Annotated in this window: 14 protein-coding genes; all 14 read right to left on the bottom strand. The window is 48.6% G+C overall.

What is annotated here, in order from left to right:
* Nucleotides 1-16: 16 nt before the first annotated feature.
* A complete protein-coding gene (locus DFP95_RS27160) occupies nt 17-1,153 on the bottom strand; it encodes a phosphodiester glycosidase family protein (protein WP_245988011.1) in 1,137 nt (378 codons plus the stop codon).
* Entirely contained in the window at nt 1,150-2,094 is a 945-nt protein-coding gene (locus DFP95_RS27155) for an EcsC family protein (protein WP_115995815.1), read from the bottom strand. The genes DFP95_RS27160 and DFP95_RS27155 overlap by 4 nt, the downstream gene beginning before the upstream one ends.
* Before the next feature lie 64 nt (nt 2,095-2,158).
* Entirely contained in the window at nt 2,159-2,965 is an 807-nt protein-coding gene (locus DFP95_RS27150) for a polysaccharide deacetylase family protein (protein WP_115995814.1), read from the bottom strand.
* Between the two features lie 24 nt (nt 2,966-2,989).
* On the bottom strand, nt 2,990-4,111 hold the full coding sequence (locus DFP95_RS27145; RefSeq protein ID WP_115995813.1) for a hypothetical protein: 1,122 nt from the start codon (nt 4,109-4,111) through the stop codon (nt 2,990-2,992).
* A 360-nt stretch (nt 4,112-4,471) separates the two neighbouring features.
* Nucleotides 4,472-6,202, bottom strand: a complete 1,731-nt coding sequence (locus DFP95_RS27140) for a RasGAP domain-containing protein (RefSeq protein WP_115995812.1) — start codon at nt 6,200-6,202, stop codon at nt 4,472-4,474.
* Between the two features lie 22 nt (nt 6,203-6,224).
* Nucleotides 6,225-10,613 carry a chitinase N-terminal domain-containing protein gene (locus DFP95_RS27135; protein ID WP_245988009.1) on the bottom strand — a complete coding sequence of 1,463 codons (4,389 nt, stop codon included), beginning with the start codon at nt 10,611-10,613 and terminating at the stop codon, nt 6,225-6,227.
* Between the two features lie 602 nt (nt 10,614-11,215).
* Entirely contained in the window at nt 11,216-12,865 is a 1,650-nt protein-coding gene (locus DFP95_RS27130) for an extracellular solute-binding protein (RefSeq protein ID WP_245988007.1), read from the bottom strand.
* A 61-nt stretch (nt 12,866-12,926) separates the two neighbouring features.
* Entirely contained in the window at nt 12,927-13,820 is an 894-nt protein-coding gene (locus DFP95_RS27125) for a carbohydrate ABC transporter permease (RefSeq protein WP_115995811.1), read from the bottom strand.
* A 3-nt stretch (nt 13,821-13,823) separates the two neighbouring features.
* Complete coding sequence (locus DFP95_RS27120) at nt 13,824-14,807, bottom strand: ABC transporter permease (protein WP_181907635.1); 984 nt, start codon at nt 14,805-14,807, stop codon at nt 13,824-13,826.
* 296 nt (nt 14,808-15,103) lie between these two features.
* Nucleotides 15,104-17,422: a helix-turn-helix domain-containing protein gene (locus DFP95_RS27115; RefSeq protein ID WP_115995810.1), complete on the bottom strand. Its 2,319-nt coding sequence runs from the start codon at nt 17,420-17,422 to the stop codon at nt 15,104-15,106.
* A gap of 19 nt (nt 17,423-17,441) precedes the next feature.
* Nucleotides 17,442-18,449, bottom strand: a complete 1,008-nt coding sequence (locus DFP95_RS27110) for a LacI family DNA-binding transcriptional regulator (protein WP_115995809.1) — start codon at nt 18,447-18,449, stop codon at nt 17,442-17,444.
* A 30-nt stretch (nt 18,450-18,479) separates the two neighbouring features.
* Nucleotides 18,480-19,289 (bottom strand): phytanoyl-CoA dioxygenase family protein, encoded by an 810-nt coding sequence (locus DFP95_RS27105; RefSeq protein WP_115995808.1) that lies wholly within the window; start codon nt 19,287-19,289, stop codon nt 18,480-18,482.
* Between the two features lie 177 nt (nt 19,290-19,466).
* A complete protein-coding gene (locus tag DFP95_RS27100) occupies nt 19,467-21,161 on the bottom strand; it encodes a M3 family oligoendopeptidase (protein WP_115995807.1) in 1,695 nt (564 codons plus the stop codon).
* A 260-nt stretch (nt 21,162-21,421) separates the two neighbouring features.
* Complete coding sequence (locus DFP95_RS27095) at nt 21,422-22,384, bottom strand: S8 family peptidase (protein WP_115995806.1); 963 nt, start codon at nt 22,382-22,384, stop codon at nt 21,422-21,424.
* Nucleotides 22,385-22,755 lie beyond the last annotated feature (371 nt).

Genomic DNA, 22,755 nt, shown 5'->3' with positions numbered 1-22,755 from the left:
TCATATCTCCTACTAATTAATTTAATTTGACTATTATCGCATTACTGATCTGACGGCCAGGCTTCGTTAAGTATTGTCCGTCATAGTACAAGCCGCTGGAAGCGCCCCCGTCCAGATTCATAGCTTGGTAGGCGCCGGCCTGTTTCATAAGTTCCGCAAGCTGGGGAATGGTCGCCCCTCCGGTCGTAAGCATGATCAATTCGTGATCGCGAGTCATGCCGATTGCGCTTCTCGCGCCACCCCCCGTTAGTATTTTGGGATCCCGAAAACCTTCCTCCGCGACGTTAAGAGAAATCTTGCCATCCATAATTAAACGTGGACCCGCTTGTACGCCGCCCACGATCGAAATCTGCTTATAGTGCTCTTTATAGTATCTTCCGGCAATGAGCTTAACCAAATTGTTATCGTCGAAGGTAAACATCGTCCGACGATCGCTTAAGGCATTATGCAGGAGCTCGCTTTTGCTTATCACGTTGCCGTAAGGAACCTTGTAATCCAAATCCGTGTACGCATCGAAGAAGCTTCCGTTAATCGCAAGGATTGCCCCGTTCGCCTTGGCCAGGTTATTCAGCTCATCGACTTTCCCCACTTCGCCTTTAGCCAGTGCGATGCCTAGACTTACTTTGGGATTCATGAGCGCAACTTTTACCATTTGTACGGCAAAAGAACGACCGCCGACCTTGAACGTCTTCTTCGCCATGACGATAGGTTTGGTCTCGTACGGATTCGCTTTGGGCTTGATAATCGGCAATTCCGCAACCGCTTGCTTATTCAGAGTCACCGTCACGGACGCCGTAGCTCCTATCCACTCTTGCTTCATATCCAGATTGCCGGTCACGAAACGTAGCGGTACGTATTTAATCCCATGGTCGATATAAGGAATCTCCGTTAATTGGACGGTTGTATCGTTAACCACCGCCCCGGATTTCCCTATATATACGGAAAGCTTGGAATCTTCTTTCGTCAAGTCGATGCGCTGTTCTTGGGCATCCCATCCAACTTCGATATCTAAGGTTTTAAGAAATGCGATAGGAACGAATATCGATCCTTTCGTATCCAGATAACCAAAACTCTTCGAGACGCTAGCCGCTTGACTCGAAGTTCCAAATCCTATGCAAGCTATTAATAGTATCCATAATGTTTTTTTCATCATGTAGTTAGTCGATTCCTCTCTTTTGCGATAGCCAACAACAATTTGTCTTCACCATATCGATCGATGAGATGAAGCTTTCTGAAATAGTCTTTGGCATTCGTATGATTCGTTTGCTGGAAAGCTAAATTCAGGCCACCGTTGACGACCGCGCCGGCAACGGGAACCAGCATCCCCAGCTCCTTTTCCGTGATGACCAGCCCCAATCTATTCGCTATCGCGCGGATAAATTCAACGAGCTTCGGTGCCGCGATATCATCGAGCAAATCGCCGACGTGCTTGGCGGAAAATTCTACGGCGTTCTTGATTTCCATTGCCGCTGCCGCCTTCGCGGTAAGAAATCCTTCATCCAAGGATGAGGATACGGGCGCCATCGCCGCTAAAATGTCTGGAATATTAATAGAATCATAAGAAGAATAGCCGTATGACGTCGCAATCTGCGAGACGTGCCGGGACATAATCGTCATGGATGCCGTTACGTCGGCGACCACGATCGACGGAATTACGATCTGAGCAAAAGGGATGATTTCCGATAACGTCGCCGCTGCTCCAAGGATCGCCCCCTCGGTTGCGACCAAGAAGCCGTTAGAGAAATCATACGTATCCGCGACCCTATCCATCTGTTGAATGGACAACTTCCTTATGCTACTCACGTCGGAGAGCTCGAGCTTATAAATCTTCTTATATTCATTAAGAACGTTCTCTTCGCTTGTAATACGATTGCCCGCTTTTATTGTAAGTTTCAGCCCATTCTCCACAATGCCGTTTATTTTATTCAGCGCGGAGTTAACATGCTTGTTGTCTACTTTCTCGACCCAACCTAGAAGCTTATCTACGGGTTTCCCCATAGTGCTTAATGCTTTTTGCACGAAGGTCGGCTCGACCTCGTGTCTGACGATTTCCTGAATAATGCGAAAATCATACTCCTCGAACTCTGAATCCATGCTCTACTAACCCCCTTCTATCCGCCAAAATATAGATCTCCTAATCATTTCCGATATCAGTGTCTCATACTTCTCCATCCAAGATCAGCTTTGGATTCCGAATCTCGAATTCGGCATGATCGCCTAATGCATGGGGAACGCCAATGCTTATTCCCAATGAATCCTCCGTAAGATAGGAGAATATATTTGCTTCGTTATCACTGCCAGCAACATCCGCTTTAGCGAACAAGCTAATGAGATCAGAATCGCTGTATTCGGCCAGAACTTCCCTAACCTCTTGCTCGATACTTAATTCGGGATCGTACGGCTTATACGTTCCTTTCTTAAATTCAGCTATAAAATCCTTATCTACAACAACAAAGTCCTTTAGCTTTAATAGAGTCCCCGTCTTCAAATCCAAATTAGTTGTATACAAATGGTTATCGGGATACGCAGCATTTTCCAAATAACCGACACCCCTATACTGAATACTCAGAATCCGCTCTGTATTCCGCAAAGGAACATAGCCGATTTGCAAATTGACCTCGCTTTCTAACCCTTCGTATTCCATTAATATAGATAATGCTTGATTCTTAATGAGCTTATTAAGAGAATCCTGCATAGCCTTATCCGTCAAATTCTTTAATTGCGGATAGCTGATCTCCACCGATTCCTTTAGGTACTTATCTGCAAAAAGCTGCAATTCCGTTGTACCGGGACGGCTAGTTGCGGAGGGTTCCGTCATTATGGGTGCTGCTGCGGATTGCGAGGGTATTGACGTTACAGTATTCGAAGCAGTATCGCTGGGCTCGTTAATTTGTTTTCTCGAACCGCATCCGGCGACAAGTACTGCGAGCAACATAATTAAGATGGATGCTTTAGTTCTATTCATAATTGATATTCCTCGCTTCGTTCTTTACTTCACAAAACTCCTCCGAAATAGTTTAAGAATGATCTTATGTATTAACTTTAATACGCCAAGAACGAGAATCAGCCCTATCAGAAGCAGAGAAGAGAATATTCCCGCTATGGATACAAGCTTGTATTCCCAATCTCCCGTTAAGAGAAATAGAATCGACAGCAACACGAATATGACCGTGTATGCCTGCGCCCAGGTTACGAGAACTGCCCAGAAGGGTGCCCTCCATTGCTTGCTCCATCCCGTCCAGCACAGAATTACCGCGATCGGATTCTTAAACCACCCCATAAATCCTTTCGTTTTCCTTCTTTCCTTCTTTCTTTTAGGCGCGCTGTCCGTAGAATACATTTTGTCATGGAAAGCCTCGAACCTAAATTTGCAATAAGTCAATAACAGAAACTCGGGCCAAACCATATAAATGCCGTAATGTATGATGGTAACCATGATCAAAATGGGAACAGGATTCAACGCGGCGAAATGGCTTCCAAACCATTCTTCGAATAGTTCAGGATTCTCTTGGCTATAACTGGAATAGCAAGTGAGCAACAAAAAAATGCCAATGCTAATATAGGAGATATATTTCGTTTGCTTGCTTAAACGCCCCCCTCCTTCATCGGATTGGAAATTAAACAGCTTTCTGCCCCCCTGTCTAAACTCGCCCTGCTTCACTCTGCGAATAGCTCGGAGCGTGGATATAACCAATACCGCGAACCCTCCGAGCATCAGACAGATTCCTAATATGGTCATATACTCGGGTATTTTCATATCCACGCACATAAAGAAATAAACCAAATAGAAATCCAAAGTCACTTTTATCGATACCATACATAATAGAATGGATTGCAATTTCTGAAAGCGATAAATAATCTTATCGAATTGAAAGAGCACGGTTGCAATCAATTGAATGGCATTCAGGGTAAAAGAAGCAGTCATTATGAATTGCCATACCGGTGTCATCTCCCAAATGCCTACATGCAGGGCAATAGCAAAAATCACACTAGGAATTACGCTTAAGCCTAGCGCTCCTTGGAAGAAAATTGCTATTCTGCCGGCATGTAGCCGGTTATTGGATATTGTCCGCAATTCGTAATAGTCCTCTAGCGTCGTCTCTTTCAACATATGATCACCCGTACCAGATAAGTTTTGAAATTTGTTTGCCAACGTTGTCTATCGTATGGCTAGCCGCTTCTATTTAGAGAACAATAGAATAATTTGGATGTGGTTAATTATAAGTGCGTAGGGTTGATGATGAATAGAGGGGTATTATGCCGGAAAATGTTGAATCATGTCGAATTATGTAAAATAATCAGTTCTTTAGCTAATCTTTATTATACTTTTCACCCGGTTTGATAGATTCATAGAGTCATTCGTACAACATTCTAATAAAAAGATCGCCCGGTACTCGGCCATAACGGCCAAGCACCGGACGATCGATCAGCAATAACCACGAATGGGGGTAAATCTCGTCCGAACCGTTCCTTATATAGGATGATTGTCGTTCGGCTTTAAGGGAATGGATAATTGATGCTGCAAACCGCTCGCCTGCTCGGCTATTACTTGTGCGGTCACCTGTTCGGCCTCTTCTACGACAGCGATTTGTTTTACCTTCTCCGCCGCCTCGCCTATCGCTAATGAGATAAGAAACGCGGCTTTGTCCAGCGCTTGGAAATCTATCGTCCGTCGCCGGCCGCCGTAGATCGTCAAGTCCAGACCGTAGCTATTATCCGACTTGTTCGCCTCCCATTCCCAATCTCGCATGACGTCGGACGATTTCACTCCGAATGCCGCATACAAGCTATCGAATCGAAGAGCCAACCCGTTAATGACGACTTGAGCTTCCGCCCCGTTCGTATCCACGCTAACGCGGTCCATGCAACCTCCGAGCTCCATACGAAGCCGGAAATCCTCGGCTTCCACTTTCCCTTGGATACGGTCCAAATTCGGATGCGTGTCCCCGCCGTTCGTGAGAAACCGCACTCCTAACAGCAGAAGATCGTCCTTGGCCGCAACACTAAGCACCGCCGAGCAATAGTCGTATCCGTCGTGCAAGCAGCGCATCTGCAAATAAGTCGTCTCCCCGTTATTCTCGAAATAGGCTACGAATCCGCGAGTTTGGTTCCACATGATTTCCTCGCCGAACATCCCGATTGTATATGCCGGCTTGAGGTACGTGTACGCCCATTTCGCGAATCCCGTTTCCTCGTTTCGATAATAAGGTTGTTCGAGAAACCTCGAGTCCTCTCGCTGGAACAACTCCAAGTAGCAGTCCGGACATCGGCTCCCGCTGCCGTACCATTCGGCATCGAAGACGATATCTTCGTCGGGAAAGAAAGTCACCCGATGATCCGTTGCCAGCTGCAGGAACGACTTAATCTTATCGTTAAGCAACGTACCGTAATTGCGACTGTGCGGGCCTGCCCATTGCTTCGTGACGGGGTGATAATGCTCTGTCACCATCTTCCATACCCTATCCAACATTCGAGTAGCGATTTCTTTTGCTCTATCGTTGGTGGTATATGTCTGGATTTTGGACAATTCCACGATCGCGATCACGGAATAGTGGGGACTGTTGAATTCTTGAAGCGTCCCCAACTTATCCATATGGAGCATCAGCTTCTCCAGCCGTCGCAACGCATATTTCGCATCATTCTGCCAACCGTACGACTCGCCTGCGAGCAAGGTTACGAAAGCCCCCATAATCGCGATGTTCGTATAATGAGGCCCTACATCTCGTTTAATGATGGCATCGCAGGCACAACGTACCGCTAACCGAATCTGATCCCTCAGCTCTGAAGGAAGCCTAGCTCCGTGAAGCCTTTCCACCTGCACCAGCTCTTTGCCGCAGAAGTCGGCCCAGTTCCAATCGGGCGGCGCCATCCGATCAAGCGGCTCTTCATAGAACCATGGCCATATTCCATAGGTGTCCCGATCGGGGTCTTGATCTTGTAAGGTAAGGATCCGACGAATAACGTCGCAAGCTCTTCCAACATACTCGGGAGCTTCCGTATTCAATAAAGCTAAGGCGTAAAGCAACGATTGATGCGTCGGATGCACGAAAGGATTTGACTTCAAGGTTAACGTCGTATGATAACCAGGGGAATGTAACGGCCTTAATAATAGGCTTACTTCCGGATCGTAGTCGCTTTCCTGGGAAATCACTTTTTGCAACAAAAGCTTCTTATTATTTATGAACTTGACCTTTACGCTCATGCATGATCCTCGCCTTCTATTCTCATTTCGTCACCTTGACGCTCATGACCGCGCTTTCGGTTACGCCCGAAGCATTCGCAAGCTCTGCACGATATTCGTATACGCCGGGGGCTTTGCCCGTAATCGAAGTCGCAGCGGATTGCGCGTCAGGAGTCGCGGCTGTTAGGGGCAGCGTTCTGATGAGCGCTCCGTTCTCGTAAAGCCGGTATTCGGTGCCGTTCGTTCCCCACCACATGTTCATCGTCACCTGATAAGATCCGTTCTGATCCCAATTGTCGTTGGAGAGCACCGGCTTGCCCGGATTCGCATTGGTCACGTTCACGGTCATCGGATCGCAGACGGTCGTCCCTTTATCGTTCGTCAGTTCGCACGTGTACACATATGTTCCGTTGGACTTGCCCGTCACTTGGAAAGCATTCGTCTGTGCATTAGGGGAAACGTTCTCCATGGATTGCGAATGGATCAACGATCCGTTCTCGTAAAGCTTGTAAGCTCTGCCGTTCTCTCCCCACCACATGTTCATCGTAATCCGATAATCTCCATCCCTTATGGGCGTAGCCTGATCGTTATCATGGGACAAAACGGGCTTACCCGGAACGGCGGAAGCTGGCCTAAACAAAGTCAAGGAGCCGACGTCTTCGCTTCCTCTCAAGTAATCGACGTCGTTCTGAGCATAGATCGCCTTTACTTCCAATGCGCCGACATTCGTAATGTCTGAGTCGATGGAATACACAAGCGAAGCCACGCTGGTCGAATCCGTCATGGCGTCGCCTGCCGCCGTACCATTCACCAGGAAAGAGATGGATTGGCCCGTAACCGGACTGTCCCCCAGACCTTTAAACATAACCCGCAGGTTGGCTTCTCCTCCGATCGGGCCTTCCGAATCGATCACATCGATCGACGTACTCCCGTATATCGTGAAATCGATCGTTTCGGTTGTCGTATTCCCCGCCCGATCCGTTGCCGTCGCTATCAAGGTATGAGCTCCCTTCGCGGTAATCGGCGAATTCTCCGTCGTCCATTCCGCTCCGTCGATCCATATACTATTCTGCGCTAACCCGCTTCCCGCATCTTCCATCACGACGACCGGCGTTACCTGATCGGTATAACTTTCTCCGTCTTGAACTCCGGAAATCGCGATCAGGGGCTTCGTAACATCCGCATCCTCCAGAACCATGGGCTTAAACAACGAGGATTGCTTGCTTGAGCCGATTCCGCTTCCCCACTCTACGTAACCTTTGCGGCCGTTGCCGTCATTCTCGTTAACTACGATCGACAGGCTTAGAATACCGTCGCCCGGATCGATCGGCATTAATTCATCCCAAGGCAGGGCGAGCTGATAGATCGTATCCTTCGCGTCCTCGTCTCTAGTGACTTGTAGATTCGGATCGGCCATCGTTCCCGTTACGACACCCTGCGGCGCCATCCACCTATATAGCTCCGGCCCTTGCGGCGTTAGAGCCATTCCATACTCATACCACTGTAAATTCTCTCCCGGCATTCCCGCGGATACGGCGAATTGGATGCTGTCTCCGGACCAGATCTCCTCTCCCTGCATGGGCTGCGAGAACAGATCGTCATGCACGCGAGCATACATGTAGAGATGATCTTCGTCATACGCGGACCATAGCTTGCCGCTGAAATCCTCCGGTCCGTTATGGGTGCCGATACGCGAATTAACGTCCGTGATAAGGTCGATGCCCGCCAACCCCTGTACGTCCTCCATTTGCTCCAACGTTCGGAAGGGAAGAGGAACCCTTGCCGCGGCAGGAACGATCTTCACTGTCCCCTCGCCGCTCCCGATTACTCCGTCAGCCATGAATAGCTCGAACCGATAGGGGATCAACGATCCCTCCGGAATTCCGCTTAAGGGAAAATCTACGGTGTGAAAAGAATTTCCCGGTATCACGACATCGTAATCTTCCGAACCGGAAGCAGTCCCGATACTCCAGTCGATTTGCGTTAAACGGCGTTCCGTCGGTCTATCGTTTTCGAACGTTACCTCCAAGATGTCGGCGCCGTTTTTCACCACATGCTTCGACGATACTAGCTCCGCCTGCAAGATCGAAACCGTATCGGATAAGCCGGCGATCGTTGCTCCTGCCGCGAATACTTCGGCCGTTTCTTTCTTGTTCCCGACTTGATTAACGCCCGGAAATTGAAACGGATAATCGCCTGGGGCGGTTACGTTCAATTCCTGGCTTGCGCCCTGAAAATTCACCTTGGCGGTAAGCTCGTCATACTGACCGAGGTCGGCGACCCGAAGCATAATCGTAACGGGATCGCCCCTAAACGCGGGATCGCTTACTAGGGATAGAGGGCTCTCTAGCTCGAGGTTATCGATGTCCCCCTGAATGAACAGAGGTTCTCCGGTTAAGGTTAGATAGATTTTTCCTTGCGTTGGAGTATAGGTAGTCTTCCGCCCCATCATATCCGTCACCGCGAGAGGTGCCGTCGCGTTCAAGGTTACATCTTTTTTGTCGAGCGACCACAGGACATGGATCTTTTCGCCGTTTTTATCGAAAGTATATCGATAGACTCCGTCCGTAACCTGCTGACTGAAGGGGGTTGCACCCGTTAATTGCCTGGTTAGCGTGGCAAATGCAACGTATGAAGGTTTAGGAGTATAGTCGCCGTTATGGACGATTCCGAAATTATGCTCGTTGTAGAGTTTATCCGCACCGGAGTCCATGAAGTTGTACCAGTAAATTTTCTCGACGCCGGCCGCAATGCTGAGCACGTTAGTCCGAATCAAGTAGGCGGCTTGCGTAACCTCATCGACGCCCTGCGGATTTAAGTGAGTTGGCCAACCGATCTCCGAGAACCAAAGCGGGATAGTCTCACCCTGGTTATGATCTCTCACGAACTGGTTCAGATTATCGATCTCGGCCAGCAGTCCTTCGGGCGATTGGGGATAACGATACGGATGGACGGAGAGAGAATCCATTTTCTCCAGACCGCCAAGCTCGAATACGTCCACCAGCCATTCCAACGGAATACCCGACGTGCCTCCGCCTACGACGTTTATTCCGGGTTGAACCGATTTGGATGCCTCGTAGCCTTTCTGCAGTAAACTGTAATAAATTTCTGCCCTTGATGCCGCTGGACCGTTGCCTCCGAAGTAAGGCAAATTGAACTCGTTCCATATTTCCACCGCGTCCAGCTGGCTTCCGAATTTTCCCAACATGGCTTTCACATAATTCGCGTAAGCGGTATGTGCTTCCTCCGTATAAGGCGTTTGGCCTCCATCGTAATGTTTGTTGCTAAAAGCGAGGACAAGAAACGGATCGATACCGAATTCTCTAAAAGCTTGCATCGGAAGGGTGAATTTGGGAGTAAACGAGTATTGGCCTTTGTTAATCTCGACTTCCGACCAATAGAAGGACTCGCGAACGTTTTTGGCGCCGGCAACCTTCAATAAAGGAATCATTTCCTTGTTCCAATTGATTCCGTAGTGCGTCTGGACGCCGAACGGGGAATCGGTTACGGCCGACAGATCGAAATCAGGAAGAGTAGCGAACGTCGTTTCCGCCGTCTTAACTAAGCTTCCTGCCAAGTAAGCTTCGAGCTTCAACCGGTAATATCCGTCGTCGGGCACGGGTACGTTCAGTCTCAGCTTCCCTCCCGATACGGGAGCGATTCCCGATACGACCGGACTTCCCCATTCGTTATCGGCGCTCCACCGGATGGAATCTCCCGTCGTAAGAACATCGAATACCCCAGCTTCGCTTCCCGCGAAAACATTGCCGACTTGAACCTGGGAAACAGCCAATTCGGGTGCCGCGACTTTCGCCCGAATGTCGTCGAACAAAATAGCGCCCGCTGTTTTCCCCGTTTTCATCGAAGCTTTGGTTAGCTTGAATTGCACTTTTTTTAACGGGCCGTACCAGACTCCGTCGTTCTTACCGCCGGACTTCGTATAGTTGATACCCGAGTTGAATGAGCTTAAAGTGATTTTCTGCCATTCCGCCGTCGACTGCAGCACGATCGTCTGTTGATGGTTCTGATTGGTGCTATCCATCAGAATCAGATCGAACTTGGCCATATCCGCCGTCTTTACCCAGAAGGAGAGCTCTAAGACATCCACGGGAAGCACCCGCTTGAAAAAATATTTATCCAAAGAAACGAAGCTGTTGGCGTAGGTTGAATTACTGCCGAAATTGAGCTGAAGCTTACCGGAGGAGTTCCCGGTTTGAGAGTTTGCGGTATCTCGGCTATATTCGCCGTTTCCCAGCGATCCGCCGCTTCCTATCAGAAAATCCCATGTTTCGTCCGCGCTTTCGAAATCTCCTAACGTAAGCTCGGGGGTGAGCGGGTCGGCGTGAACTTCATCGTGATTTTGTATTAGGAAACCCGCGGAAACGACAATACAAGCAAGAATGGTTGAAAGCGCTCTCTTTAAAGTGATCATGCAATATCACTCCTTATTAAAGAAGGCTATTCGCAAGAACAAGCTACTTCCCTAGGGATTAAGCTGCATGTTGGTCCTATATCAGTCAAGTAAATCGGCTCCTCCGTCCTTGGACGGCACATTTGTATAGAGCTATCAGATGAGTATAAAGAGTTCAAAACTTTGTAAGAAAACCGGCTTCGCCATCCTTCACTTCGAGATTAAAGCCAGCTCCGCTGTATGACTTGATCAAAAGTAGAATGGTAATCATCGCTATTGGAGTTATCAAGCGCTTTTCCAATCAAAGTAGGATGAAGAACATCACTATTGAGCGAATTTTTGAAAGAAATCGAACAAACGGGGACCAATAGGAATAAAAAACATCTTTAACCAGCCTCATTTTTGAACAAGCTTCAAAAATACATTGAAAAAAATCGTATTTGCTAGGGAATGACTTACACCTCATATCGCAAGTCCAGCCATCACACTCCCATGGTCGAAATAACCGACTATGGCGATCGCAATTCCAACCATCACCCAAAGCCTCTTTCATCCAAGAAGACCGATTCCATTATCGCGTAAGCTTAATAGAATCGGTCCCTCGCGGATACAGCGCAGTTTTTCTATTCGCTGCTTACTGTCAGAAATTCTTTATTTTTTTCGTACCATTCCTGCGCCAGCTTCTCGACGTTTTCCCCGCCGAGTCGTTTCCATTCGTTGCGAATTTGCTCCATGCCCGCTTCGGGAGTCATCGATTTGCCTCCGGTCACGACCTTGACCTCGATCTGCGTCGAGATCGGAGCGAATGTCGCAATCAATTGGCTCACCTCCGGCAAATCGGGACTAAACGCGATATCCCTGCGGTATTCGTTTTTTAGCGCCACGGTAAGCGCTTCTGCTTTGGACAGAGCTATCTCTTGCGAGAGCTCATCCTGTGCGGCCATAAGCGGAATCCACTCCGCCTTCGTATCCCATTGGCTCAGAATGGCGTATTCGTTCGCATAAGCAACCTCCGCGCGGTACTTATCCGCATCGAGCCGTTGCGGAACCTCGTCGTTCACCAGCTTATAGTGCACATCCTTCTCGCCGAACTTCATGCTGTACCAGCCGGTCTCGAGCATCCAGTCCAGGAATTTGACGGCGGTTTCGATTTTGTCCTCGGGCATATCGCTATTGAAAGCAATCAGGACATTGGATGCCAGCTCTTGGTACAAACCGTTCTTCCCGTATTGGCTAGCCACGGACTCCAGTGGAGCCAGCTTAGCTGTGGGAACGTTCGTCTTCAGATCCCGTATTTCGTTATCCATGCTCCAGTTAGCGAAATAAATGCCTGCCTTGCCTGTCGTCCACAGCTGGCGCGCGCGTTGGAAGTTGCTGTCGGTAATATATTCCTTATCGATCAGATCTTGATCGAATAACGATTTATGGAAAGCAAGCGCATCCTTATAGCGATCTAAGGTTCTTCCGTATTTAAGTTGACCGTCTTCCAAGTACCATTGGTATTCGTTGGTAAAGAAGAAGGCGCGCATGACCTGAACGGCGTTGCCGTTGAATACGATCGGCACCGTATCGTCTTCCCCGTTGCCGTCCGGATCCTCGTCCTTGAACTTCTTCGCTACCTCGATCAGTTCTTCTATCGTCGTAGGCGCCTTCAGTTGCAGCTTATCCAGCCAATCCTGCCGAATCCACATACCGTTGTTGGCAATGGTCTCGATGCTTCTTTTACTCGTAACCGCATACATTTTCCCGTTAATCGTCATGGCCGGCTTCAATTCGGGGTGATCCTGCAAATACTTTTTCAAGGTCGTACTGTACTTCTCGATATAAGCATCAATGGGTTGAATGGCTCCCTGATTAGCTAATTGCGCGATATAATTCCGGTCGTATTCCCAGATCAAATCCGGAGCGCTTCCGGAAGCGATTAACGTGCTCAGCTTCTGTTGCGCTTGACCTCTGTCCACCGGAATCCACTTGACCGTTGCCGGCGAGTTTTCATTAATCCATTTCGTCCAACGGTTATCTTCGTAGTTTCCTTCCTCCGTCGGTACTAGCCCCCGGTCGAAAGCCGAGATGCTGATTTCCTTTTTCGGGCCCGCCTCTGGCTCGGAAGCCTCCGGACTAGAGCTTGGAGTAGATGAAGCTCCCGCGACCGGTGAAGCAGACTCGGAAGAAACCCCGTTGTTCCCGTTGGAGCTGCAAGCCGCAAGCACCAACAACATTAGCGACAAGCTTGCTGCCATAACCGTTTTCCATGCCTTTTTCGAATTTCTCAAATCCCTTCATCCCCTTGTCGTATGGTTCATATCTATATCAAGGACATGTCGTCCGATGATATCATCCTTTAACGGATCCGATTAGTACCCCTTTGACGAAATGCTTCTGCAAGAACGGGTACACGATTAGAATCGGAGTAACCGCAATGACGATGGCCGCCGCTTTGATCCCTTCGGGAGTGAGCATGACGCTCTCGACGCCTTCGCTTCCCGAATTGTTCAATAGACTCTGATTCACCTGTAGAATCATCTGATAGAGCTTGAGCGTTAAAGTCTGCTGCGTGCTCTTCGTGATATACAATAAGACATTAAAGTAGGAATTCCACCAGCCGACCGCATAGAACAAGGAGAGCGCCGCCATGATCGGCTTGCATAACGGTAGAATGATTTGGGCTAATATTCTCCAATCTCCTGCCCCGTCGATCGCCGCCGATTCCTCGATCTCCTCCGGCAAGCCCTCCATGAAGGTTTTCATGACGAACATATTGTAGGTACTGATCAATGCCGGCAACCACAAGGACCAATAGGTATCCATGAGCCCGAGAGATTTAACGAGGATGAAATTCGGAATGACTCCGGCGATGAACAGCATCGTAAAAATAATGAACAGCAGCAGCAGATTACGTCCCATTAGTCTTCGCCTGGAGAGTGGATAAGCGGCCAACGTCGTTAATGCCATATTCAGTAGCGTGCCCACGAGGGTAACCAATATCGTGTTGCCCATCGCGACGATCAGTTGGCCATCATCGAATAAGCGGAAATAGGCTGCAGCATTGAATTCGACGGGCCATAACGATACTTCGCCAGCCGTTATCGCCCTGCTGCTGCTGAATGACGATACGAGGACATACCAGAACGGGTATAGCGCGATGAGCGATAGGAACCCGAGCACAACGAAATTAGCGGTCGTTCCTAAGCGGGACCAAATCGACCTGCTACGGTTAGGGTTGCCCATGGCTTACCAAAGCCCCCTTTCTCCGAATGATCGCGTCAGCCTATTCACGCCGATGACCAGAATTAAACCGACCGCCGATTGAAACAAGCCCAATGCCGTGGAATAGCTGTAATTCATGTTTTGTAAGCCCACCCTGTATACATAGGTACTTATGACATCGGCCACATCGAGCACGGATTGGTTTTGCAGGATCAGCGTTTGCTCCAGCCCGACGTCCATCATTTGTCCCATGCGCAGTACGAGGAGAATCGCGACGGTGCTACGTATTCCGGGGAGCGTAATATGCCAGATTTGACGCAGCTTATTCGCTCCGTCAATCTTAGCCGCCTCGTATAGCTGGGGATCGATCGAAGCCATCGCGGCTAGGTATAGAATCGTTCCCCATCCCGCTTCCCGCCAAATTCCGGATAACGTATAGGCCACGGGCCACCATGCCGAGCTCGCCATAAAATAAATCGGTTCGATTCCGAATACTCGCTCGAGTATCGCGTTGACGATGCCGGTACTCGGAGATAGAATCGCGATGAAGATCCCGCCCAATACGACCCATGAAATAAAATGGGGTAAATACAACAGGTTCTGAACCGTGCGTTTATACCATTCTATGCGAACCTCATTCAATAATAGAGCCAATATAATAGGGATGGGGAAGCCGAATACGAGACCGTATACGTTCAATACCAATGTGTTTCGAAGCACCCTCCAGAAATCCAGGCTTCCGAACAAGCTTTCGAAATGCTTCAATCCTACCCATTTGCTTCCGAATACCCCATCGCCTAAACGATAATCCTTGAACGCTATGATCTCGCCGACCATCGGAGCGTATTTGAATAGGAGATAAAAAACGATAACGGGCACAAGCATCAAGTATAGATGCCGATCCCGCTTCAGTCGGCTTCGAAAGCTGGCACGCGGCGTATTTATATTTGTTCTTGCCGAGCTCGGTCGGGCGATAGCCGCTCCGGATCCGGGTCGTCTTTCCTTCATTACGTTCACCCTTTCGTCGCTGAAAGCCCAAGTCCTTCTGGTCAAAACAATCGTACAGCGAGGAGGATGGCGTGCCTATAGACACGTTCTGTGAACCGTGACTATTCTTGCCATTCGCGTGGTTACTTTTCTTATGCGGGGTTCATTTTCTTGCGTTCTTGACCTGAAAATACCTATATTGGCGCGGATATGTAGCGAAATGCCGGAGCAAAACAAAAGACACGTGCCGGGTTCCCTTTCAAAGCGAAGAGAATTTCGGTGCATGCCTTATGAGGATAAACGTATTCGGTTAATGGTTAATTCGTATTCTCGGTCCGCGACTTGGTCGCCCATTCCCGAAATTCCATAGGGGTCATCCCCGTATACTTCTTAAACGTTCGAAGAAAGCTTCGCGTATTCACGTATCCAACCGCCTCGGCGATCTCGTTTACTCTCATTTCCATATCCGCCAGCCGTTGCTGTGCGGCTTTAATTCGGATTCCGATCAAATAATCGATGAAATTGCTTTCGGTGTATTCCTTAAACTGCTTGCTAATATAAGTCGGACTCATATGAAACTCCTGCGCCAGCTTATCCAAAGAAAGATCGTTCTCGTGGAAGTGATCCCCGATATAGACGAGCATACGTTCAATCGTATCGTTGCTTCCTCTTTGGCTGCGCTTATCGCTGATTTTAATAGCCATCTCTTCCAGAAAAGAGAATACGACCTTTTCCATTTCCTTGAGGTTGTCGCTGCGGTTGATCAGCTCGTATAGATTATTCAGCCGACTCATGGATTCCGTCAAGTTGATCCCTATGGAATCGACCGCTTGCACCGATTTCATGATGAGATCGAAGGACAGCTGACGAATGAGGTCCGGAGGTAGATTGCTATCGATTGCCTCGCGGAACGTTTCTTTTAAATGAGCCTTCATTTTAACCGTATCGGTCTGTTTAAGCGTATCCGCGATTCGGTCCGCCATGCGAGTTAATCGGTAATAATCTTGACTGTCCAGTGGCTGCAAATCGTCGATGGCGATAACCGAGTGCTGGCCGAACACCATCTTATAATGAAGCGCCTTCTGCGATTCGTCGTAAGAGAGAGGGATGTCCTTCATTTCTCTGCAACCGCGGCCGACTCCTACGGTCACGACCAGGTCGAATTGTTTCTTCATGACGTCAAGAATGAGCTCCAGAATCGCTAGCGCGCGCAATTGATTCTGCTCGGCGTCGCCCTCCGCGAAGCTTAGGATAACGGCCGCTCGCCCCTTCCCCAGATCGATGGCAACGCCTGCGTTCTCCAGATTGATAAACTCCTCCGCGACGTTACAGAACGCGTAAGTATACAACGTTTTGTCCCGCGCTTTAAGGTCGACGCCTTCTTTGCCGATCTCCGCCGTGCAGACAAGGAACCTCTCCGGATAAAGATGAATGCCTACGGACTCTAGATGATGCCGCACGGTTTGGTAATCCGTCCGATATCCGACTAGCATATCCATCATGATTCTCCATTTCAACACCGGCTTCGAGTCCCTTACATGCTGTTCGAGATGATTCCGGTCCCGCATTAGTTGATCGAACACCCTCTCCAGATAGGAGAGTCCGGCATCCTGATGCTCTTTCGTCTGGTTAAGATGATAGGTTCCCGACATTTTGCCGACTAACCGATCTAACGGTTTAAAGGTCCAACGGTTCACGTAAAATAAAGCGATTAAAGCGAGCAGCGCCATACCCGCGGCGAACGATAGCAGCAGATTTCGCGTAACTCTGAGAGGCTCGTAGATTTGCGATTCCGGCAGGATGCTGATGATTTTCCAGCCCGTGTATTCGGATTCACGGTAAAACACCGACTGTCTCTCACCGTTAACCTGACTGGTAAAAAACCCGCTTCCTTTCTTGGAGAGGACGCTTTGGATGTGCGGGAGCTCCTTTAAGTTTCGATAAATTTGCGTCTTGTCGTCGTGAGTCACTACGTTCCCATCGCCATCGATAATAAACATATGACCGACTTTACTGTCTTCGTATACCGCTTTGACCATATCGTAAACGACTTTCTCATTCATATTGACGGCAACCATTCCCTTGCGATATCCGGGCCTGCTAATCGCAGGATAAGAACGCACCAGAGTAATGACATCTTGATTGCCTTTGCCGTCCCAGACTTGATGAGTGGTCAACCATTTGAAATACTCGGGCATTTCCAAATAGTCGTCCAACCAATTCTCTGCCGGTAGGGAGTCCTTCATGAATACCTTATCCGTTAAAATATGGCCGCTTACGGAGGAATAAACGAAAATAGAGGAGAACTGAGGATTGGCGTTGATGAAGTTTTTCAGCTTGGTATCCAGAGCGTAGAAGTTGCTGTATCGTTGATTGTCTTCTATATAACTGTCCAGCATAAAATAAAGAAATTCAAGCTGATCCATCAGCGTAAGCAAGTCCTTCTCCGTCTGGCGAAACGCTACCTCGATCTTCTGATCGACTTGTTTCAATAAGGCGAGGTTCGTATCCTGGAGATCGCCCTCCAGCTTACCGACCGTTCCGGTATACGACAACCCGAAAGTCAACGTTATGATGACCAGAAATACGGCCCCGTATATGATCATGACTTTAGTCGAAAGACTGGACTTCTTCATCGTATATCCCTCCGTTCGCTCAGGTCGATGCCCTGACGATAAGACTACCGGAGAGTAGAATGGATTCCGTCTTGATGCCGTTCATCCGGTCAAGCAGCATATTCATCGCCATCTCCCCCGCCGCTTGGCGGGGATAATGGATAACCGTAAGCGGCGGCCAAGTCTGCGATGACATAAGGATATTCTCGCAACCCGCCACCGCGATATCTTGGGGAACCGGGACGCCTCGTTCGCGACAAGCGGCCAAGCAGCCTGCGGCCATCAGATCGTTCGCGCATACGATTGCCGTGAATTCCGCCGCCGTCCCGCCTTTACCTTCAGCGTCAAGCAATTCGCCGAGAACCGCTTGCGCCTGTTCGAACCGACCGGATCCGTCTAGATGACCATCCTCCTGTAATTCCAAGCCTTCCAGTCGCATCGCTTCGAGGAAAGCTTGATGTCGAACGGCGTAGTTCAACTGGCTTTCTTTCGCCGTCATGAATGCGATTTTCTCGTGACCCCGCTGCCGCAAATGTGATACTAGGCTTCGCATGGCTGGCAACCAATCGATATCGACGTAAGGAATAGGATTGCTACCGTCAGCATCCCAAGCAGCAGGCTTCATAGCCGAAACGACGGGCACTTGAAGATCGTCGAAATAGCCGAGCGTCTCCTCGCCGAACGACTGGCCCAGCAGAAGAATTCCGTCCACCCGTCCCATCAGCATGCTCCGAAGCTCCTCTTCCCGATCCGGCTCGTAAGTCTGCACGAATACGAAATATCCGTGTTGCTTAGCCGTCGCTTCGATTTGGAGCAGAAGCCCTGCCTCGAACGGATTACCTATATAGTGAGTCAGCACCGCGACTTGTTGCGTTTTCTTCGTTTTCAAGCTGCGCGCCGTCAGATTCGGTCGATAGCCAAGCTCTCGAATGGCATCCTGTACCTTGCGCCGGGTTTCTTCCTTGACGATCGTACGATTATTAAGCACGTAGGAAACGACGGCTACGGAGACGCCCGCCCGATCCGCTACTTCTTTCCTTGTTGCCATCGCCGTTCCTTGCCTCCGTTCAGCCTTGCATCATGAGATTTGGTGTACCCAATTCTTCAATGGTACCATAGAATCTTCCGGCACATAATAGTTGAACGGATTATCGCTAATGATCCCGAGCAGCTGCTTACGAATCGGACTTGCATCCCTCAGCAGTCGTTCCGAAGGCGTCTTATAGTCGATGGGGCGCATCCAAATCGGGCTATAGCCGATGAACAACTGGCGACGCGTAAGTTCGGACTGGTTAGGCGCGCCTGCGTGCCACAGATTCTGAGCGAAAATAAAGACGTCTCCGGGCGCGCCGCAAATCTGAACTTCATCCGGCAGTCTATCTCTCACGTTCTGCGAATCAGGCTGGTAAACGCGGTTATGGGAGCGCGGAATAATCTTCGTATTTCCCCGGTCAGGCTCGGACATATCGCTAAGAATATAGCAGACTTTAATATAGTATGTGGAAGTAAGGCCTTCTATGGTAGGAAATTGCGGATGAGGACCGTCCTGATGCCAATTGATGAAGCTGCTTGTCGTTGTCCTAACATCCTCCGGGTTCGGCTTGCGCACGGTCAAATGCGAAATATGCAGCTGAATGTTATGGCCGAGCAAACGAGAAATCAACGGCAGCACCGAAGGTTCGTCGATCAAGGAGGCGATCTCGTCATGACGCTCAACGCTATTGTATACATTGTAGGCAAGCGCTTCCGGTTCTTCGGACAATATGCCGTCGACAGCTTCGTTTAAACTTCTCACCTTATCCGCGGGCAATACGTCCTTCAGCAGCAAATACCCTTCCTCTTGAAACTGTTTGATGAGTTGATCCTGATTCGAGTTAACCGTTAGCATGGATGAAAACCTCCCGATTATAGTTTGATTTACACGAGTAAATTTACTCGTGTAAATGTGCTCACGTAAAATATAATCGGATAATGCTTGTCCTGTCAACACTTTCCTCCATCGCGGCTTGTTCAAATAAAAGTCAGCCAGAAGCTTCTGGCTGACCTCTTCATACCAATGCGTTTCTTACAGCTTCTTGTCATCGACACCGCTCAGCCAATTGTCTATATCCCCCATGACGGATACGACGCAACCGTCTTCGAACGGCGAGATCAGACCCGCAACCTTGACGAGTTCCAGGAACGACTTGCTCCCGCCTTGCTGGCACAATTTCAAATAATCGGCCCATGCGGCTTTGTAGTCTTCGTTCATCCGCTTCCAGAATTGGAACGCGCAGATTTGCGCCAGCGTGTAATCGATGTAATAAAAAGGAGAACGATAAATATGCTGTTGCTTCTGCCAGAAACCGCCGCGTTCCAAGTAATCGTTTTCATCGTATTTGCGATGCGGCAGGTATTTTTTCTCGATTTTGCGCCATGCCGCTTTGCGCTCGTCCGGAGTCGCTTCCGGATTGTCGTAAACGAAGTGTTGGAATTCATCGACCGAAACTCCGTAAGGAATGAATTGCAACGCGCTCGCTAGATGATTGAAACGGTATTTATCCGTATCCCCTTCGAAGAAATGTTCCATCCACGGCCAAGTGAAAAACTCCATGCTCATCGAGTGGATTTCGCATGCCTCATAAGTCGGGAAACCGTATTCCGGCACATCGAAGTGGCGGCTCTCGAATACTTGGAAGGCGTGCCCTACTTCGTGCGTCAATACGTCGATGTCTCCCGAGGTTCCATTAAAGTTGGAGAAAATGAACGGGGATTTGTAATCCGGCAAAAAGGTGCAATACCCGCCGCTCTGCTTGCCTTTTTTGCTGACTAGATCCATCAATCCGTTAGCCTGCATGAAAGCGAAGAATTCGTCGGTTTCAGGAGACAACTCCCGGTACATCTTCTCGCCGCGCTCCACGATCCAGTCGGGATCGCCTTTGGGCGTGGCGTTGCCCGTTCTGAAGCTGAATCCTTCGTCGTAATATTGCAATTGATCGACATCGATTCGGCTGCGTTGGCGTTCTTTGAGCTTAGTGGTCACCGGCACCATGTATTGGGCTACTTGGTCGCGAAAATTCCGAACCATCTCGGCGTTGTAGTCCGTGCGGTTCATCCGCGCATATCCAAGTTCGACGTAATTGCGGTAGCCCAGCTTCCTGGCGATCTTGGTTCGCACTTTAACCAGATCATCATAAATTTGGTCCAATTCGGGTTCATGCCCCGCCAAAAATTGATATTTGGCATCCGAGGCGCGATGTCTCATATCTCTGTCGATAGACAACTCGAATGGCGTCAACTGCGCGAGCGTCCGTTCTTCTCCTTCGAACGGAATTTTCGCGGACGCGATGAGCTGACTGTACTTCGTGGACAATTTGTTCTCTTGTTGCAAATCCTCGATAATCTCAGGGCTGAACGTCTTAAGCGACATTTCCGCTAGCCGGAACAGTTGCGCCCCCCATTCGGCTTCGAGCTCCTGACGGAACGTGGACTGAGTTAACGCACGATAATAATCGGTTATGTACTCTTGGATGACGGGATTGGTTTCGTCGAAATAATCTTGCTCTGCCTTATAAAATTCGTCGCTGGTATCTATCGAATGACGAATGGATACCAGCGTCTCCTGCGTATTATACGCATTGCGCAATTGATTAATAGATGCTATCGCTTCATTTTTCCGAGCAACGCTATCAGCTTGATTGAACGATTCAATCATTTCCTTAAACCGTTGTTCAATCTTCTTAACGTCCGGACGTTCATAGCGATACTCGTTGAACTTCATGAATCCAACCATCCTCCCTGATCTGTTATGTTTTGAATTAATTAGCTAAGCAAAAGACGCTTTGTCAAAGCATACCGAATCTTAAGACTAATCGCAAAATCCTTTTTTTCGTTTTTCTGCCAATTTTGGTTGCTTGATTCATGTTTATTCATATTTATTAACCCATCGGAAAAAATGTCCGCAGGGTTGGAACATCGACACCCTGATATTGGTATAATCATACATTTGTTTGGTATATATAAATTTTTTCTAAAGACGTCTCATATGCTCAACAATTTAGCAACGAATCGTGGATTAAATATTTCCGATAGTTCGTCCATTGCCGTTAAATAGATTAGTCCGTTGCCTTCAAGTTTAGGAGAGTTCCCTAAGGGAACCGTTCTCTTGATCAATTGAGCATAAAGCTCGCGTTCCGTCAGATTTCGTTCGAAACTTGCATTGGCAAGAACCTTTACCAGAGCCATTGCCCCGGCAACATGCGGAGTGGCCATGGAGGTTCCGCTTAAAGTCGCATATTTTCCGTTTAAGTAGGTGGATAGGATTTTCTCGCCTGGACCGACTAAGTCTACCTCGTTGTTTGAATTCGTAAATCGGGAAGACCGTCTCTCCAAGTCGATTGCACCTACGCTGATCACTTCATTATAACAACCCGGATAATCGAACTCATCCGTATAGTCGAAGCCGTCACCCTGATTACCTGCCGCGCAAACGACGACAATATTGCGGGAAACGGCCTTTTGAATGGCTTCATGTAATTCGGGAAGATCCGTGGGACCGCCAAGAGACATAGAGATAATATCCGCTTTTTGCTCTATTGCATAATGAATTCCATTAATAATCCATTCGTATTGACCGGAACCGTTTTTATCCAGAACCTTGATAATGAGCAGATTTACCTCTGGGGCAACGCCTACGACTCCGTTATTGTTTTGCGTTGCGGCGATCGTCCCGGCGACATGGGTACCATGTCCATTGTAATCCTTGAACTCGTCTATTTTTGCGCCATCATCGTTCGTGAAATTTCTTCCGCCAATAATCCGCTCCTGCAAGTCGGGGTGAGTAATGTCACAGCCAGTATCCAGAATGGCAACCGTTATACCCTTCCCTTTTGTTCGATCCCAGATTTTCGGGGCTTGAATCATTTCCACCCCTACGGGAACCTCGTTGACCTTCTCCGCCAGTTCAAGCACTTGAAACGGAATCACCTTTACTTTTCGCTCCATTATTATCCCTCCCAATCGGATTTGATAAATAACTCGACGCTAAACTACGTGATGTACTTCATATTTTAACGATTCCGAATTTAATATTACAGGTACCATTGGAATGTTTTTCCACTATTATTCGCACTCTTAGAGGTGCCAAAAGATATATTTTTATACGATGAAATAAATCAGATCCAAATCGATGCCAGCATTATCATGAAAAAAAGGAGAGCGGGGGCTCTCCACAGCAAAATTATCGGGGAATATCGATTGTAAAGTCAAAGTCGGGCATATCGGGTAAACCCCCGTATTATGGACAGCGCACCTCTTATTCGATTGTGCACTTAGTATTCCTATGATTTTCACCGTTTTACGCCGAATTAGACTTT

Source organism: Cohnella lupini (assembly GCF_003386205.1).
Taxonomy (GTDB): domain Bacteria; phylum Bacillota; class Bacilli; order Paenibacillales; family Paenibacillaceae; genus Cohnella; species Cohnella lupini.
Note: the sequence above shows the minus strand (reverse complement) of the source record. Positions and strands in the feature narration are given on the sequence as shown.

Bases quoted from the DNA above. Each gene is read 5' to 3' on its own strand.
- DFP95_RS27160 (WP_245988011.1), bottom strand. From the start codon at position 1,153: ATGATGAAAAAAACATTATGGATACTATTAATAGCTTGCATAGGATTT.
- DFP95_RS27155 (WP_115995815.1), bottom strand. From the start codon at position 2,094: ATGGATTCAGAGTTCGAGGAGTATGATTTTCGCATTATTCAGGAAATC.
- DFP95_RS27150 (WP_115995814.1), bottom strand. From the start codon at position 2,965: ATGAATAGAACTAAAGCATCCATCTTAATTATGTTGCTCGCAGTACTT.
- DFP95_RS27145 (WP_115995813.1), bottom strand. From the start codon at position 4,111: ATGTTGAAAGAGACGACGCTAGAGGACTATTACGAATTGCGGACAATA.
- DFP95_RS27140 (WP_115995812.1), bottom strand. From the start codon at position 6,202: ATGAGCGTAAAGGTCAAGTTCATAAATAATAAGAAGCTTTTGTTGCAA.
- DFP95_RS27135 (WP_245988009.1), bottom strand. From the start codon at position 10,613: ATGATCACTTTAAAGAGAGCGCTTTCAACCATTCTTGCTTGTATTGTC.
- DFP95_RS27125 (WP_115995811.1), bottom strand. From the start codon at position 13,820: ATGGGCAACCCTAACCGTAGCAGGTCGATTTGGTCCCGCTTAGGAACG.
- DFP95_RS27120 (WP_181907635.1), bottom strand. From the start codon at position 14,807: ATGAAGGAAAGACGACCCGGATCCGGAGCGGCTATCGCCCGACCGAGC.
- DFP95_RS27115 (WP_115995810.1), bottom strand. From the start codon at position 17,422: ATGAAGAAGTCCAGTCTTTCGACTAAAGTCATGATCATATACGGGGCC.
- DFP95_RS27110 (WP_115995809.1), bottom strand. From the start codon at position 18,449: ATGGCAACAAGGAAAGAAGTAGCGGATCGGGCGGGCGTCTCCGTAGCC.
- DFP95_RS27105 (WP_115995808.1), bottom strand. From the start codon at position 19,289: ATGCTAACGGTTAACTCGAATCAGGATCAACTCATCAAACAGTTTCAA.
- DFP95_RS27100 (WP_115995807.1), bottom strand. From the start codon at position 21,161: ATGAAGTTCAACGAGTATCGCTATGAACGTCCGGACGTTAAGAAGATT.
- DFP95_RS27095 (WP_115995806.1), bottom strand. From the start codon at position 22,384: ATGGAGCGAAAAGTAAAGGTGATTCCGTTTCAAGTGCTTGAACTGGCG.